This is a genomic window from Actinomycetota bacterium, assembly GCA_028698215.1.
Taxonomy (GTDB): domain Bacteria; phylum Actinomycetota; class Humimicrobiia; order Humimicrobiales; family Humimicrobiaceae; genus Halolacustris.
In genome coordinates this window covers 111721-128605 of record JAQVDY010000001.1, presented here as the reverse complement: position 1 = coordinate 128605, position 16885 = coordinate 111721, and the positions used below count along the sequence as shown (strand labels likewise).

18 protein-coding genes are annotated in these 16885 nt (G+C 39.2%); 10 read left to right on the top strand and 8 right to left on the bottom strand.

The window, feature by feature from the left end:
- The first annotated feature begins 242 nt into the window (after positions 1–242).
- A complete protein-coding gene (gene corA, locus PHN32_00820; GenBank protein ID MDD3776137.1) occupies positions 243–1208 on the top strand; it encodes a magnesium/cobalt transporter CorA in 966 nt (321 codons plus the stop codon).
- On the opposite strand, the gene PHN32_00815 is transcribed toward corA, so the two are convergent.
- The 8 genes from PHN32_00815 to PHN32_00780 form a co-directional block, all read right to left on the bottom strand.
- Positions 1205–1966 carry a hypothetical protein gene (locus tag PHN32_00815; GenBank protein ID MDD3776136.1) on the bottom strand — a complete coding sequence of 254 codons (762 nt, stop codon included), beginning with the start codon at positions 1964–1966 and terminating at the stop codon, positions 1205–1207. The two genes, corA and PHN32_00815, sit on opposite strands and share 4 nt — an antisense overlap.
- Entirely contained in the window at positions 1953–2336 is a 384-nt protein-coding gene (locus tag PHN32_00810) for an aspartate 1-decarboxylase (protein MDD3776135.1), read from the bottom strand. The genes PHN32_00815 and PHN32_00810 overlap by 14 nt, the downstream gene beginning before the upstream one ends.
- Positions 2333–3190, bottom strand: coding sequence for a pantoate--beta-alanine ligase (gene panC / locus PHN32_00805; GenBank protein ID MDD3776134.1), 858 nt, complete (start codon positions 3188–3190; stop codon positions 2333–2335). Before panC ends, PHN32_00810 begins: the two co-directional genes overlap by 4 nt.
- Positions 3191–3192: 2 nt before the next feature.
- Positions 3193–3996 (bottom strand): 3-methyl-2-oxobutanoate hydroxymethyltransferase, encoded by an 804-nt coding sequence (gene panB / locus PHN32_00800; protein MDD3776133.1) that lies wholly within the window; start codon positions 3994–3996, stop codon positions 3193–3195.
- Complete coding sequence (locus tag PHN32_00795; GenBank protein MDD3776132.1) at positions 3971–4900, bottom strand: DUF2520 domain-containing protein; 930 nt, start codon at positions 4898–4900, stop codon at positions 3971–3973. Before PHN32_00795 ends, panB begins: the two co-directional genes overlap by 26 nt.
- 13 nt (positions 4901–4913) lie before the next feature.
- A complete protein-coding gene (gene dnaN / locus PHN32_00790) occupies positions 4914–6023 on the bottom strand; it encodes a DNA polymerase III subunit beta (GenBank protein MDD3776131.1) in 1110 nt (369 codons plus the stop codon).
- A 279-nt stretch (positions 6024–6302) separates the two neighbouring features.
- On the bottom strand, positions 6303–7652 hold the full coding sequence (gene dnaA / locus PHN32_00785) for a chromosomal replication initiator protein DnaA (protein MDD3776130.1): 1350 nt from the start codon (positions 7650–7652) through the stop codon (positions 6303–6305).
- Between the two features lie 12 nt (positions 7653–7664).
- Positions 7665–8459: an ATP-binding protein gene (locus PHN32_00780; protein MDD3776129.1), complete on the bottom strand. Its 795-nt coding sequence runs from the start codon at positions 8457–8459 to the stop codon at positions 7665–7667.
- 443 nt (positions 8460–8902) lie between these two features.
- Here PHN32_00780 and rpmH point away from each other — a divergent pair, with 443 nt between their 5' ends.
- From rpmH to rsmG, 9 genes are all read left to right on the top strand, one after another.
- On the top strand, positions 8903–9037 hold the full coding sequence (gene rpmH, locus PHN32_00775; protein ID MDD3776128.1) for a 50S ribosomal protein L34: 135 nt from the start codon (positions 8903–8905) through the stop codon (positions 9035–9037).
- Positions 9037–9357 (top strand): ribonuclease P protein component, encoded by a 321-nt coding sequence (gene rnpA, locus PHN32_00770; GenBank protein ID MDD3776127.1) that lies wholly within the window; start codon positions 9037–9039, stop codon positions 9355–9357. The genes rpmH and rnpA overlap by 1 nt, the downstream gene beginning before the upstream one ends.
- Before the next feature lie 22 nt (positions 9358–9379).
- Entirely contained in the window at positions 9380–9589 is a 210-nt protein-coding gene (gene yidD, locus PHN32_00765; protein MDD3776126.1) for a membrane protein insertion efficiency factor YidD, read from the top strand.
- An 18-nt stretch (positions 9590–9607) separates the two neighbouring features.
- Complete coding sequence (locus PHN32_00760) at positions 9608–10366, top strand: YidC/Oxa1 family membrane protein insertase (protein MDD3776125.1); 759 nt, start codon at positions 9608–9610, stop codon at positions 10364–10366.
- Positions 10367–10388: 22 nt separating this feature from the next.
- Positions 10389–10973: a KH domain-containing protein gene (locus PHN32_00755; GenBank protein ID MDD3776124.1), complete on the top strand. Its 585-nt coding sequence runs from the start codon at positions 10389–10391 to the stop codon at positions 10971–10973.
- Between the two features lie 103 nt (positions 10974–11076).
- Positions 11077–12468 carry a tRNA uridine-5-carboxymethylaminomethyl(34) synthesis GTPase MnmE gene (gene mnmE, locus PHN32_00750; protein ID MDD3776123.1) on the top strand — a complete coding sequence of 464 codons (1392 nt, stop codon included), beginning with the start codon at positions 11077–11079 and terminating at the stop codon, positions 12466–12468.
- Positions 12469–12535: 67 nt separating this feature from the next.
- A complete protein-coding gene (gene mnmG / locus PHN32_00745; GenBank protein ID MDD3776122.1) occupies positions 12536–14314 on the top strand; it encodes a tRNA uridine-5-carboxymethylaminomethyl(34) synthesis enzyme MnmG in 1779 nt (592 codons plus the stop codon).
- Positions 14315–14326: 12 nt separating this feature from the next.
- On the top strand, positions 14327–16156 hold the full coding sequence (gene mnmG / locus PHN32_00740; protein ID MDD3776121.1) for a tRNA uridine-5-carboxymethylaminomethyl(34) synthesis enzyme MnmG: 1830 nt from the start codon (positions 14327–14329) through the stop codon (positions 16154–16156).
- A gap of 3 nt (positions 16157–16159) precedes the next feature.
- On the top strand, positions 16160–16882 hold the full coding sequence (gene rsmG / locus PHN32_00735; protein MDD3776120.1) for a 16S rRNA (guanine(527)-N(7))-methyltransferase RsmG: 723 nt from the start codon (positions 16160–16162) through the stop codon (positions 16880–16882).
- Positions 16883–16885: the final 3 nt, after the last annotated feature.

The window sequence follows — 16885 nt, the reverse complement described above, 5'->3', positions numbered from 1 at the left end:
CTTAACCCCTTTTTTATTTATTAATGCATATATAATATCAATATTTGCAGCAGTTTTTTAGTCCAATAATCAATGCAGCCGTTTTGTAAAATATTTTGACAAATCTTTATATATAAAATAGCATTTTAAGTTATAAAGGCTCTCACCTTGAACCTCCTAGGCTGGCAAGGCATAAGCCCTTTTAAAAAATAAATGAATTTATAATAATATTAAACACTTACCACATTATAAGGGGTGATGCGATGAAACTGATGGTTTTTGACAAGGATACTAAATCAATAACCCAAGACCTTACCCCTAAAGATATAGCACCATACCTCAATAACCAGCAATATATAATTTGGGTGGATATTGAGAACCCTAACCGGGATATAATGCAGTTTTTAATGGACGATTTTAAGTTTCACCCCCTGGATATAGAAGACTGCCTGTCAGTGATCGAAAGACCTAAGCTGGATGAGTATGACGACTATATGTTTTTAGTAATGCATATACCCTTCTTTATAAAGCAAACCCGCAAACTGGTTCCTTTTACAGTCAACATTTTCATCGGGAGAAATTTTCTGGTAACCGTACACCACGGCCTTTGTAAGCCCATCCAGAATACCTGGGCCAGCATTATTGAAAAACATGATACCTTGCCCCTGGGCTCCGGTTATCTCCTGCACCGGGTAATTGATGCCTTAATTGATTACAGTTTTCCCATACTTAACAAGATATACAGGAATATCCAGAGCGTAGAAGACCAGATTTTTAAAAAGGTAAGCAATAAAAATGTTAGGGATATATTGAGAATAAGAACCAATATACTGACCTTCCGGAATATAATCTTCCCCCAGAGAAAACTGCTTAAGACTTTAGAGATTAAAGATATGGAGTTTTTGATTGATGAGCTGGAAGTTTATTTTAGCGATCTGGTGGACCATATTGAAAAGATATGGGATACCTTGGAAAACTATAAGGAATTAATAGAAGGCATACATGATGCCCATCAGTCCCTGCTGTCCAATAAGATAAATGATATCATGCGTATCCTTACCATATTTTCAGTAGTAATTCTTCCGCTTACTTTTGTTACCGGGCTTTACGGTATGAATGTAGGCCTGCCTTTAGGAAACCATGCTTTTGCCTTTATTATAATTCTAGCGGTGCTGGTGCTGGTGGCCCTGGGGATGTTTATGTATTTTAAGCATAAGGACTGGCTTTAATAAACCTCTTCCAAGGCATCTTTAAAAAAGACAGCAAAATCATGGTGGGTAAAATCAGGTAGATAGGCATCCATCAGAAGCTTTAATTCAAATTTTTGCCTGCTTTGGGGATTCAGTTCTCTGCGGGGCAGATAGCATTTCTTCACGGATACCACCTGTTGTTTACTGTTATAGAAGGTGCAAAACAAGAGCAGGTCCTCCACCTTTACTGAACCCAGGTTGATGAGCTGGCCCTCTATAATCAAGTAATTGCCTTCATAATAGTACTTCTCCTGCTGCACTACCGGATTGCCTTTAAACTGGCTGTGTAAATCCTTATAATTGGTTCCGATTTTTACCCTGGATATGTCTATATACTTATCCTTCTGGTCTATGTACAGGCAAAAAGGCATGGTGTTTTTTGGAAGCAGATATTTTATCCGGCTGGGGTATTCCAAAGAAAAAAGGGGCTGCTGCCGGTTATCCAAAAAATCAAGGGTAAAAACCAGATCAGATTTGATGGAGGAAGAGTTGTTTTTAATCTCTCCCATCAGCGCCAGGGTTCCATACATGTCCATGTCCAAATTCAGCTTACTTATATCTATGCCTATAGAAGTAGTACTTTCCAGACCAATATTATGGTAGTCAAAATAGTAAAGGGCTGTCTGGTCATTTCTAAAAGATTCCAGGTCTCGCTGTGGTTCTGGCTGGCTGCAGGAACAAATAAAGAAAACTGCCAAAATTATTAAGGGTATGGATACATATCTAGCATTGGTCATCTTGTTTTACGTGGTTTTCTTCATCAATAATCTGGTTATCCTGATTTAAGGTTACAATTTTAGGTTTGAAGTGTTTAGCTTCTTGGATATCCATAGAAGCAAAAGACATTATTATTATTCGGTCACCCTTTATGATTTTCCTGGCTGCCGCCCCATTTAAACAAACCCCTCTGCTGCCTTTAGGGCCTTCTATAACATAGGTTTCCAGCCTTTGCCCGCTATCCAGGCTTACTACCAGAACTTTTTCATAAGCTATAAGGTTGGCGTGCTCCATAAGTTCCCGGTCAATGGTAATACTGCCCACATAATGTATATTAGCGTCGGTTACCGCTGCCCGGTGTATTTTACTTTTCAGTATAGTAATGTTCACTTCTTGCCTCTTATTATTATATTGTCTATCAGCCTGGTTTTACCCATATGAATGGCTGCAGCGATAAGTATATCATTTTTTAAGCTGGTATCCAGTACCGGTTTTAAGGTTTGGGCGTCCCTGATATCAAAATAGTCTATGGCAGTTACAAAACGGTTGGACTTTAACAGGCCTACTCCCTCTTTGCGGGCTTTTTCTACCGGTTGCCTGTCTAGAATCAATCCTCCCGCCAGGTGCAAACTTTTATAAAGTACCGCAGCATTCTGCCTTTGCTCCCGGTTAAGGTAAACATTTCTGGAACTTATGGCCAAACCGTCTTTTTCCCTAACTGTTTTTCCAGCCAATATTTTTATCTCCAAATTTAGATCCCTGGCCATCCTTTTTATTATGGCCAGCTGCTGGTAATCTTTTTGCCCAAAATAGGCTTGGTGGGGTTTAATTATATTAAACAGCTTGAGCACTACCGTGCATACCCCGCTAAAATGCCCGGGCCGTTGCTTACCACACATTATTTGGTCTAGCCCGTTTACGTTTACTACAGTACTGTAGCCGGGGCCATACATGTTTTTTGCCCTGGGGCAAAAAAGATAGTCTACCTTTGCTTCTTGGGCCATTGCAGAGTCGTGTTGGAGATCGCGGGGATATTTTTTGTAATCTTCAGACGGGCCGAACTGTATAGGATTAACAAAAATGCTTACCACCAGCACGTCACATTTTTTCCGGGCCAGTTTCATCAAACTCAGGTGCCCCCGGTGCAGATAGCCCATGGTGGGGACAAAACCAATAATTTTATGGCTAGCCCTTATTTTGCTGCCAATAGCCTGTGCTTCTTTTATGCTGGTAATAATTTTCATTTCTAATAGCTATGCTCCTGGCCTGGAAACTTTTCTTGTTTGACTTCTTCTATATAAAGACGGTAACAGTTTTTCATCTGGCCAGCCAGGTCCATATATCTTTTAGCGAATTTAGGCTTAAACTTTTCAAAAAAGCCGAGCATATCATGGGTTACCAGCACCTGTCCGTCACAATCTACTCCCGCCCCTATGCCAATAGTGGGAACAGACAGCATACCGGTTATTTCTTTAGCTAGGCGGGCAGGAACTTTTTCTAATACCAGGGCAAATATACCTGCGGTCTCCAAGGCCTTGGCATCAGCTATAATCTGCTTAGCTTCCTCCTCCCCTTCTCCTCTAACCCCATATCCTCCCAATTTGTTTATGGATTGGGGAGTAAGACCCAGGTGCCCCATTACCGGTATTCCGGCGGCCACAATTTTTTCTATAGCTTCTACTGCCTCTTGTCCCCCTTCCAGTTTTACGGCTTCAACTCCTGCTTCCTTTACCAGCCTTCCTGCGTTTTTTACCGCACCCTCTGTGCTCACCTGATAGGACATAAATGGCAGGTCTCCTATCAACAAGGCATTAGTGGTTCCCCTTCTAGCTGCTTTACAGTGATGAATCATTTCTTCCATGGTAACCGGGATTGAATTTGGATATCCCAGCAACACATTGCCTACTGAGTCCCCTACCAGGATGAGGTCTATTCCGCATTCATCCATTTGGGAAGCCATCAGATAATCATAGGCGGTTAGCATGGTTATCTTTTCTCCCTTTTTTTTCATTTCCAGTAAGGTGCTAATGGTTATCTTTTTTGAGTTCATGGTTCGGGCTATCCTCCAGTATAGAATTTAATAATTTATATTTTTCTCCTGACAGCCATTTATTGCCATAGGCAATGTCTGCTGATTTCTTTCCCATCACCAGGTAAATGTCTTTTTGACATCCGCATTGGCCAATCTGTTCCAAATGCTCTTCTATGGTGCCCGTATCCCCCCTGGCAATGGGCCCGGTTAAGGCTTTTTTAGTGCCCAGCTTTTCAATATTATCCAAAGTGCCGGCAGAAAGGGATAACAGGGCTTTGGTTGCCAGGCCGGGTTCAATACCTATGCTGGTTACCAGGGATAAGGAATAGTCCAATAATGCTACCAGGTAATTGGAAGCTACACAGCAGGCAGCATGGTACAGGGTTTTTTTACTGTCTTTTACTTCCATATAATTGCCCTGCAGTTTTTCTACCAATACCTTTAATACTCTTCCCGCTTCCGCCTCCGTAAAAGTTAAACCAAATATTGTGCCTGCCATGGTTTTTGCCGCTTGTGATGGGGAGGCAAATGATTTTATAGGATGCATGCAGCCTGTAAAAGCCCCCGCTTTACGGGCGGGTTCAACTACCTCCAGGGGTTTGGACCCGCTGAAGTAAAAAACATATTTTTCTTTTTGCAGTTTAATCTTATCAAATATCTGGCTGCAAACCTTCTTTACCTGATCATCGGGGGTAGCGATTAATATACAATTACCCCTGCGGGCCGCTTCCACATTATCCAGGGTAAAGCATATCTGTCCCTGGTCATTACCCATGATAGCCTTAAGCCGGTCAATGGAATTATGCGTCCTGCTGGATACTGCGGTTACCTTGATTTTACTTTTTGGTCCGCCTTTTAGCAAACAGGCCATGGTGGAACCCACCCTGCCTGCACCGATTATAGAAATATTTAGACTGGCCATGACATCACCCGGGTTAAGATATTCGTATGGGCATAAGTAAATAGAAAAGGCTTTGGTCTTGTTCCTGTTTTAAGAGAACCGGTTTTAACGATTCTTCTATTCCCAGTATAATATTTTTTCCTTCGATCATGTTAATGCCGTCTATTAAAAACTGGGGATTAAAAGCTATCTCAATTTTTTCTTCCCCATAAGGCACTTTAAACTCTTCGCTGGAGCTGCCCACTTCCTTTATATCCATAAATACTTTCATATTGCCTTCTGCCAGCTCCAGGCTTATGGGTATATTGTCCTGGGATATGGAGGAAATTCTTTTTACCACTTCCAGTAATTTTTCACGGTCTACCACTATATTGTGTTTTACATTCTTAGGGATTAGCTGCTTGTAATCAGGGAACTTTCCTGAGAGCAGCCTAGAGACGATAGTGGCCTTAAAACCATTCTTATCCATTATGCCGAAGCTTATCTGGCTGGCTTCGATATTTACTTCCAGTTTCCCGTCATTGGTTTCACTCTTGGCAATATTTTCTAAAACTTTTCCAGGGATAACTACTGAAATTTGCTGGTTTAGGTCTTTTAGTTTTTGTTCCACAAACGAAAGACGGTAGCTGTCAGTGGATACCATACTGAAAACATCATCCTTGATTTCACATAATACACCGGTCAGTATTACCCTGCCCTCGTCATTAGAGATAGATCTTTGGGTTTTATTAACAATTTTTTTAAAATTTTTCATATCTATATAAAAAGAGTTTTCCTTTTTTATTTGGGGAAACTGGGGAAATTCTTCTAAGGGAAAGGTGTTGAGGTTAAAAGCTGCTTTTTGGCAGGTTATCTTCAATTGGTTGGTATCCGGTTGGAATTCAAGTTCGATTTTGGATTCAGGAAAGTTTTTTAATATGTTTAATATTATCCGGGAAGGAACAACTAATTTTCCCTTTTCAAGAATATTAGCCTTGATGCTGGTTTTTATATTGGTTTCCAAATCTGTACTGTAAACACTTAACTCCCGGTCTGCTTCCATCATCAAACCGCTTAAGATGTAGTTGGTGTTTTTAGAAGAAATTACCCTGCTGGCAAACATAATACTGTTTAGAAGATCAGTTCTGGTGGTTTGTATTTTCATTTTTAACCTCTTTTAAGTAAATGGTTAACTTATTAACCATTCTATTATATATACTTAATTATTTAAATAACTAATAGTAATTATAGGTGCTGTTCAAACTGTTGGTAACTGCCTTTTTTAAAGGCAGCAGCTGGTAGGAGGCTGTGGGAAAAATTTTTAAAAGCTGTGGATAAAAAGCAGAGTTTTAAACTTAAAAAAAAAGAAGGTAAGTTATCCACCATATTTAAAAAGGTTGTGGATAAAAAAAGCCAGTTATGCACAGGTTATCAACACCAGCTATTATGGTTTGTTTTTAATATTATTGGTGATCTGCTGTATATGTTTATATACAGATTCGTCTTTGTTCATAAGGTCAGATATTTTGCTGATAGCATAAATAACAGTGGCATGGTCACGGTTTCCAAAAGCGTTACCTATCTTGGGCAAAGAATTGCTGGTAAGCTCACGGGACAGATACATAGCCAGCTGCCTGGCCTGGGACACAAACTTGCTTCTTTTTGAACCGGTAAGGGTGTTAATTGGAATAGAGAAATGATTTGATACTTCTTTAATAATTTGTTGTATGGTTATCTTTTGGCTTATATTGTCCGGAAGTATGTCTTTTAAAACATTCTTGGCAGCTTCTAAATCGGGCTTGGATTTGGTCAGGGAAGCGTATGCTACCACCCTGGTAAGAGCTCCTTCCAGCTCCCTGATATTGGAAGATATTTTGCTGGCAATCAGGCTTAGTATGTCGTCAGAAACTACGATTTTTTCCCTTTCGGAATATTTTCTTAAAATAGCAAAACGGGTTTCAAAATCCGGAGGCTGGATATCGGTTACCAAACCCCATTCAAACCTGGATCTTAATCTTTCTTCCAGGGTGGAAATATCTTTAGGTTTCCTATCGCTGGACAAAACGATTTGGCGGTTGGTATCGTGCAAGGCATTAAAGGTATGAAAGAACTCCTCCTGGCTGGCTTCCTTTTCTTCTAAAAACTGAATATCATCTACCAGCAGAACATCAGTGTTGCGGTAATGCTCTTTAAAAGTAAGCACTGTCTTATCCCTTAAAGCGTTAATGAAATCATTTAAAAATTTTTCAGCTGAAACATAAGTAACGGTAAGGTCAGGATAGAGCTGTATAATATATTGGCCAATAGCATGGAGCAGGTGGGTTTTTCCCAAGCCCACCCCTCCGTATATAAACAAAGGGTTATAAGCCTTGCCAGGGTTTTCGCTAACTGCCTGGGCAGCTGCATGGGAGAACCTGTTTCCACTGCCGATTACAAAAGTATCAAAAGTATATTTATGGTTAAACCTGGAGGTGACGGCCTTAGTCTTTTTTTGTTTGGGCTTGTTTGGCGGCATTAAATCAGAATCAGAGTAAACCAGCTCTTCTCCCGGAGATACTATTATTTTAAATACACAATCTTTGTTAATATTTTTCTTAATTGAATTAGAAAGAATTTCTACATACCTGGTTTCCAGCCACTCCTTGGCAAAATGGCTGTTAACCGATATGGTTAAACAGTTTTTTTTAAAAGATACCGGATAAATGTTTTCAAACCAGGTTTTAAAAGTGGGCATATTTATAATGCCCTTAATGTCTTCTAAAACCAATTTCCAAGAATCATTAATATCTAACATAATATGCCTATATTAAAAACTATTTGAATAATATTCAAGGTATTTAACCCCGCGGGGAGATAAGCTTCTTTTTCCAGAGCTGCTGGAGGTAAGAAGCTTTTGGTTTTCCAAACCTATTAATTCCCTATAAGAAGTGGAAAGACTGAAGTTTAGTTCTTTGGCAATCTTGGAAGGCCCGGCCTCATCCATCTCCAATATAAGGGATAATATTTGCTTCTGCCTTATGCTTAACTCTATATTTTCAAATTCCTTACCCTTTTGGCTTTTATCTTCAGAGGCCGGCAGGGGTTCTGCTTCCTGGTTCTGTTGCTGGGGCCGGTTGTCTATCTTTAAAGAAACTACTGTACCCTTTTTTAGGTTATCGGTTATATCTATAGACCCCCCCGAGAAGGTAATGGTTTCTTTTACTATCGGCAACCCAGAGCCTACTCCCCTAATATACTCTTTCATTTTCTGGGTAGCAGAAGTAAATCCCGGCAAAAAAGCTTTCTCCTTATCTTCCAGCCCCGGGCCCTGGTCGGATACTATAATATGGTTTCCGGCATCGGTTATGGTTATAATAATTTCACAAAATTCTGCATGTATTAAATTTTCAATAATTTCCCTAATAATGGTGTACGGAATCTGGCCCCCTACTTCATGGGAAAGGGTATAGGTTTTTTGCGAGGTCTCATTAATAAAATCTTTAATGCTGTTAAAATTAAGCTCTACTACCCGGGGTATGCTTCGCAAATTATCATATATAGCTATTCTGACCGGTATAAATACCTCAGGTTCTTTATTAGGGTTAACTGATTCGTCTGACATAAAAAATAGGATTATGTTGCTAATAACAAACAGAATTATATAAATTTAGGATGTTTTTATCAATCAATCTTTTCAACATCTTTTCAACTGGTAGAGTTATTAACAATATTTTTTTTAAAAATACTAACAGAGATATAGGAAAAATTCAGCATTAAAACCATACACCAACCAGAAATTATGATTTCTTGGAAGCCCATACAGTGGCCTTTTTTGAGTTATTAACATTATTTTCCACAGGTGTTGAAAACTTTTCGAAAAATTTTACTTGATTTTGAAAAACTCCACTATATTATAAACAGATGTGAAAAAAGCTTTTCATCAGGCTCTTATGCTAGAACAAGTGTTTGAAGGTTGCGGAGGAGCCGATGATGCTTGATATTAGCAGCATTAGAATGTATAATTTTAAACTTGATTGAAAACAGATTGCTTAAGGATTAAAAAATATGAAACGAACATATCAGCCAAATGTTAGAAAAAGAAAAAAGGTACATGGCTTTAGAGCTAGGATGAAGACCAAGGCAGGCCGAAGGATTATTGCAAACAGAAGAAGAAAAGGCAGAAAGAAGTTAACTGCTTAATGCCCTTTACCACTATTAAAAGAAAGAGTGATTTTAATAGGATTTATCATCAGGGCCAAAGAACCGATGGAAGGTATCTAAAGGTTTATATTGCTGAAAATGACCTGGATATGTTAAGGGCCGGAATAAGTACAGGCAAATATATTGGAAATTCTGTAGTTAGAAACAGGATAAGAAGGATAATAAAAGAAGTGTTAAGGAAAACAGGGCAAAAACAAAAGGGCCTGGACCTTTTAATAATAGCAAAAAAAGAGTCAGCTTTTGCTACCTATGAACAATTAAAGCAATTCCTAAACCAGGTTTTGTCTGCCTATAAGTAACCAACCATATTTAGCCAGCAGCATGAAAAAAATATTGATAACAATCATAAAAGCTTATAAGAGGTTCCTGTCACCTATATTGCCAAACAGCTGTCGGTTTTATCCTACTTGCTCACAATATGCAGTAGACGCAATATATAAATATGGTGTACTAAAAGGTAGTATGAAAGCTGTATACAGAATATTAAGATGTAATCCTTTTAACAAAGGCGGATACGATCCGGTTAAATAAAAAGGGAGGTTTTTTAGTTTGGAGCGAATATTTGAGTTACTAATGCCCATACAAAATGTTATGGAGCACATAATGGTTTATCTGTACCAGAACGTGGTACAGAGCTATGGCTGGGTTATAGTACTATTGACAGTCATAGTGAGGATAGTGCTTACCCCCCTTACCATCAGCCAGACCAAATCAATGGCTAAGATGCAGAAGATGCAGCCCAAGATTCAAGAAATACAAAAGAAATTTAAGGGCGACCAGCAAAAAATCCAGGAAAAAACCATGGAGTTCTATAAAGAGAATAATGTAAACCCCTTGGCTGGATGCCTGCCCCTAATACTGCAGATGCCTATATTTTTTGCTTTATTTCAGACCCTTAGGAATCCTACCGAAAGGGTAACCAGCATAATTGAGAGCTTCCAATTTGGCTGGCTAAACCTTAAAGAGCCAGACCCCTACTACATATTAGTTATCCTCATGGTGGGAACCATGTTTTTAACTACCAAGATGACCACCACAGATCCCAAACAGTCCTTTCTAACTTATGTAATGCCCCTGGTGTTTGGTTTTATTTCTTTCAGGCTGCCTTCAGGTATACTGGTATACTGGGTTACCACCAATGTGTGGACCATGGGCCAACAGTACCTGGTAAACAGATGGGTGCGAAGAGGAGACCACCAGGAAAAGGTACAGGAAAAAGCTCCGCCAGAAGAAGAGAAACCAATATCGGAAGAAGAGAAAAAGGAAATAGCTGGCAAGAAAAGAAAGAAGAGAAGAAAGAAGAAATAGTAAGCGAGGTGTTGGTAGCATAATGGAAGACCAAAAGATGCATGATGCTCTGGACTCATTTGTGGAATCTCTTAAGCAGGAACAAGAAAATGACCAGCTGCTGGAACATAGCCCTAAAAAGTTAACTATTGCAGAAAAGGACCAAGACTATAAAGGTTGGGAAAAGCTGGAAACTGTTTTAAAGAAAGTAGTAGAAATTATATGCATGGATCCAGAGGTGAGGGTAGAAACAGATACCGAAGAAATGATGATATCGGTTTATGGTAAGGATTTGGGGATGGCTATTGGGAAAAATGGCAAAAACATTGAAGCCCTGGAGCATATTATCAATCTCATTGCTGCCAGGCAAAAATTGGCAGATACAAATATAGCGATCGATATAAAGGATTACCGAAAGAAGAAAGCGGAGAAAGTAAAGAAAACTGCGTTAAAAATGGCAGAAAAAGCAGCCAAGGAAGGCATAAAAATAAAGCTTAAGCCCATGAGTGCTTTTGAAAGAAAAGTTGTACACAATGCCTTAGCCGGTTTTAAGAATATTAAAACCATTAGTAAAAACAGGGAGCCTTATCGAAGAATAGTGATTTATCCGGTGCAAGAAAACCAATAATTTAAAATAATAAGGAATGGCACCTAAAAGGTGCCATTTTTTTATGCCTTCTTGATTTTAAGTAAAAAAAGATATTATATATTTAGCAAAAAGATAGGAAAACATGATGTTTAAATCTGACCAGGATACCATAGCTGCCATTGGCACCAAACCAGGGGATGCAGCTATAGGTATTGTAAAACTTAGCGGACAAGAGGCAGTAGCTATTGCTGATAAGTTGTTTAAGGCAGGCTCTGGGTACAGGTTAAAGGAACTGGATAGCTATTCTATGGCCTATGGCCATATATTGGATAAAAAAGGACATATGGTGGATGAAGCAGTGGTATCTGTAATGAGGGAGCCCAGGTCCTATACCAGGGAAGATGTGGTAGAGATAAACACCCATGGAGGGATTATTCCGACTTCAAAGGTGCTGGAGTTGTGTTTGGAACAGGGAGCCAGGCTAGCTGAACCGGGAGAATTTACCATGAGGGCTTTTCTTAATGGAAGAATAGATCTTTCCCAGGCAGAGGCAGTAATAGATATGGTGCGGTCAAAAACGGTAGAAAGCTTAAAGATTGCCGCTAAAAATATTAAGGGAGAAACTGGCAAAACCATAAAAATAATCAAACAAAAAATAGTGAAGGTGCTGGTACAGCTGGAAGCATCGGTAGATTTTATAGAAGAAGATTTGGAATTAACCCCTTATGGGCAATTAAGCCTGGAAGTAAAAAACTTAAAAAAAATTGTGGATAAGCTGATAAAAGACGAAAAAAAAGGTGAAATTGTTAAAAATGGGATTAAGGTAGCTATTGTAGGCAAGCCTAATGTAGGCAAGTCCAGCTTGTTAAACCTATTGGTAAAAAAAGAAAAGGCAATAGTGACTCCTATTCCGGGGACTACCAGGGATGCAGTAGAAGAAATTATATATATAAGCGGTATACCTTTAATATTAGTGGATACTGCAGGCATAAGGAAAACAAAAAATAAAATCGAAAAAATGGGGGTAGAAAGAAGCTTAAGGCACATTGATGAAGCTGAACTGGTGCTGATAGTGCTGGATGGAAGCAAAAAAATGGCTGGCAAAGATATAGAAATAATAAAGAAAATAAACAATAAGAACAAGATTGGAATCATAAATAAAATAGATTTAGGACAGAATATAAGCAAAGAAGAGTTAAAACCTTATTTTCCCAACAAAAATAGGGTAGAGGTATCAGCCATAAAGGGATGGGGTTTAGAAAAGCTGGAGGAAAAAATAAAGGAAATGGTTCTAGGAAAAGGGGAGCTTGGCTTAGAGGAGATGGTGATAGTAAACAGCAGGCATAAACAAATATTAGCAGAGGTAAAGGGCTTACTGGATAGTGCCATAAAAGCCATGGATGAACACCTTTCAGAAGAATTTCCGGCATCAGATCTGAGAATAGCTAATGATCTGTTAGGGGAAATTACAGGAGAAACGGCCACCGATGAGGTTTTAAATCAGATATTTTCTCAATTTTGTATTGGAAAATAATGACAAAACTTAATATTATAAGAAAATTTGGCGAAATGTTTCACGTGAAACATAGGAGGAATATTAATTGGATTTTGAAGTAATAGTAGTGGGTGCTGGACATGCCGGGTGTGAAGCTGCGCTAGCTTCTGCCAGGTTGGGAGCAAAAACACTACTGATAAATATAAATATGGACAGTATTGCTTCTATGCCCTGCAATAGCGCCATTGGCGGCCCAGGAAGGGGGCAAATGGTAAGGGAAATTGATGTATTGGGGGGAGAGATTGGTAAAAATACAGATAGAACCTATATACATATGAGAATGCTCAATACTTCAAAGGGACCGGCAGTTAGGACCTTGAGAGCTATTGTTGATAAACGCAGATATTTTCTGGAAATGAAAAAAGTGTTGGAAAACCAGAATAATTTGGGCCTTAGACAGGCTCTTGTAACCCGGCTAGAAAGAAATAATGGTTTATTTATACTAACTACCAGCGATAATTTCCAATATCGGAGCAAATCAGTAGTGCTCTGTAGTGGAACCTTCTGGAGGGGGAAGATATTTTGGGGGGACAATATGGTTGAAGCCGGCAGGCAGGGTGAAATTCCTTCTAACAGCCTACCCATTTGCTTGGAACATATGAACATAAAATTAGGCAGGTTTCAAACCGACACACCTCCCAGGGTGGATAGGAAAACCATAGATACCTCTTGTTTATCCGTGCAGGAATTTGACAAAGAACCCAGCCTATTCTCTTATGAAAGCAGCTATCAGCACCAAGAACAGATAAATAACTATATAACTTATGTAGAAAAAGAAGCAATATGCTATATTAGGAAAAATCTAGCCAAAGCACCCATAATAAGACATGCAAAACAGGCGGAAAGTCCCAAATATTGCCCTTCCATAGAGGAAAAAATATTAAGGTACCCTAATCGTAAAAGGCATTTGGTTTTTATTCAGCCTGAAGGGGCTGATACCAGTGAGATGTATATACACGGCCTTATGACTACTTTTTCAGAAGAAATACAACAAGGTATATTAAAAAGAATTAAAGGACTGGGCCAGGCAGTCATAACCAGGCCGGGATACGGGGTAGAATACGATTATGTTTTACCTTACCAAATAAACCATATACTGGAAAGCAAAGAATATCCCGGACTGTTCTTTGCAGGCCAAATTAACGGCACCACTGGGTATGAAGAGGCTGCAGCCCAAGGTATTATGGCAGGCATAAATGCAGCCAGATCGGCTCAACAAAAAACACCGGTAGTAATAGAAAGGGAAGATGGGTATCTAGGGATACTGGCAGACGATTTGGTTACCAAGGGGGCCAGCCAGCCTTACCGGATGCTAACTTCCAGAAATGAAAACAGGCTTTATCACCGCCACGATAATGCAGACTTTAGGATGTCTAAGTATTTAAGAAAACTGGGTTTTACCCAGAAAGCAGATAGTATTGAAAATAAATATGAAAAGATATTGGCAGCAACAAAAGAGCTGTTATCAGAAACCTTGCCGCTTAGAGAAGATTTTAACCATTTTAGCGCTAAAAGGGGATGTGATTTAAGCCAGAAATACAAATTGGATGCTGAGGAAATGGAAACTGCCTATATAGAAGCAAAATACAAATTCTATATAGATAGGCATAAGAAGCATATAGAAGCTATTCAAAATAGCTTGAATTTAAAAATTCCTACAAATATAGATTACAACAGGGTGGGAAATATCTCTAATGAAGCTCTACAGGCATTACTGGAAAAGAAACCAGCTACCCTAAGGATGGCCCAAGAAATGGAAGGGGTAAGTTCTGCGGATATTTTTGCCTTATTGTGTTATGTTAAAAATGTTTCACGTGAAACATAGGAGGATTGCTAATTGAATTTTGACCTGATAGTAGTAGGAGCCGGCCATGCTGGATGTGAAGCTGCCCTGGCTGGTGCCAGATTAAAGCTAAATACATTACTGCTGACTATTAATTTAGATAAAATAGCCCTAATGCCCTGCAACCCTTCCATAGGGGGAGTGGGGAAAAGCCAGCTAGTCAAAGAATTAGATGCACTAGGGGGCCAAATGGGTAAAATTGCTGATAATACCGGAATACAGTTCAAGATCTTGAACCGCAAAAAGGGGCCTGCAGTACAAGGTATAAGAGCACAGATAGATAAAAAAGAATATGAAATAGAAATGAAGAAAACTCTGGAGAATACCCCTAATTTGATCCTCAAACAGGGTACAGTTTCGCGTTTAATAGTGCACCAGGGCAGGGTAGAAGGGGTATTTACTGAAGATGGCCTAGAATTTAGGGCTAAATCAGTGGTAATAACCAGCGGCACTTTTTTAAGAGGCAGGATCATTATTGGCAGCCGGGATTACAGGGCAGGAAGGATGGGAGAATATCCGGCCATGGAACTAACTCAAAATCTTACTGAATTAGGTTTTAAGATGGACAGATTTCAAACTGCCACCCCTCCCCGTATCCATAAAAAAACCATTGATTTTTCATCAGCTGAACTAAGCCCCGGTGATGATGAACCTGGACAGTTCTCCTTCTGGCAAGACAGAGATCTTTCTAAGTTCATCAATATTCCCAGTTACCTGACGTATACCACTGAAAAAACACACCAAATCATAGCAGAAAATATTGAATTTTCACCAATAAGGTCGGGAATGGTAGACACTCATGGACCCAGGCATTGTCCCTCAATTGACCGGAAAGTAATAAATTTTCCTAAAAAAGCTAAACACCCTGTATTTATAGAGCCGGAAGGAGCCAATACCAATGAAATGTATCTACAGGGATTGACTACCAGCATGCCTTTTAATATTCAGCAAAAAATCATCAATAGCATTCATTGTCTGCGCCATGCGGCCATAATCAGGCCAGGCTATGCAGTGGAATATGACTATTTGATACCCAATCAACTTAACTATACCCTTGAGTCTAAATTAATAGAAAACCTTTATTTTGCGGGACAAATAAACGGTACCTCCGGCTATGAAGAAGCAGCGGCCCAAGGATTAATAGCTGGAGTAAATGCTGCTTTAAAGATTAAAGGAAAAAAACCATTAATACTGACCCGGGACAGCAGCTACATTGGTGTGCTAATAGATGATTTGATAACCAAGGAGTTGATAGAGCCCTACAGGATGTATACTTCAAGGGCAGAATACAGGCTATTGCTGAGAGCCGATAATGCAGATTTGAGACTGGCAGGGCAGGGGCACGCGATAGGGCTGATTAGCCGGGAACAATACCAGAGCGTTAAAAATAAACAACAAAAGATAAAGGATCTTATACAAAAATTGAAAGATACCAGTATGGTTTACCAGCAGGGCAATCCTAATAACGGAGCGACCACCGGATATAACTTATTAAAAAGACCAGAAATAGGCATAGGACAGGTATTACCTTTAGGTAAAATATCCCCTCGTGTTTACCCTAAGGCGGTGCAGGAGCAGGCTGAAATAATAATAAAGTATGAAGGCTATATCAACAGGCAATTATCGGATATCAAAAAACTAAAAAATTTAGAAAACTATTTATTGCCACCCGACCTAAATTATTATAAATTTAAAGGGTTGACTTTTGAAGCCAGGGAGAAGCTATCCAATATCAAGCCCAACACCCTGGGCCAGGCTTCCAGGATTGCCGGTATTTCTCCTGCCGACATTTCAATTTTGATGATAGCATTAAAAGGAAGATAAATATTGGATAACGCTAAAATTATAAAAAACTATCTCCGCAGCCTTGATATAGATACGGCCCCGGATATTATTAATACCGCAGTCCAATTCCTGGACTACCTCCATAGCCAGAATCAAAAAATAAATCTGGTAGGTACCAAGGACAAGTTAGAAATAGTTAACCGGCATTTTTTAGACAGTTTATCGATATTAAAGTTTAAGGATAAGTTTTTTGGTTCAGGCTCCAAGGCTGTAGATATAGGAAGCGGGGGAGGATTGCCGGGATTGCTGCTGGCCCTGTTTCTACCAAGCTTTAATTGGACCCTGGTAGAGAAATCTTTAAAAAAAGCTGAATTCTTAAACCAAGCTATCAAGATTTGCCGAATAAATAATATAGAGGTAATAAGGGAGAGAGCAGAACAACTGGCCAAAAAACCCGGCTACCGGGAGCAGTATGATGTAGTATTAGCCAGGGCGGTGGCCAACTTTAGGATTTTAATAGAATTGGCAATTCCTTTTTGTAAAATAAATGGTAAAATTATACTTTACAAAAGCAGGAAAGTTTTTGAAGAAATAAAGAACCATTCAAGCATGGTGGAAGAGCTGGGAGGCAAAATCACGGGTATACATCAAATAAGCATTGAAGGCCTGAACGAGTTTAGGGTGTTATTGGAGATTAAGAAAATATCCAAAACACCTACCCGGTATCCAAGAAATTTTGCCAAAATAAAAAGAAATAATACTTAATGA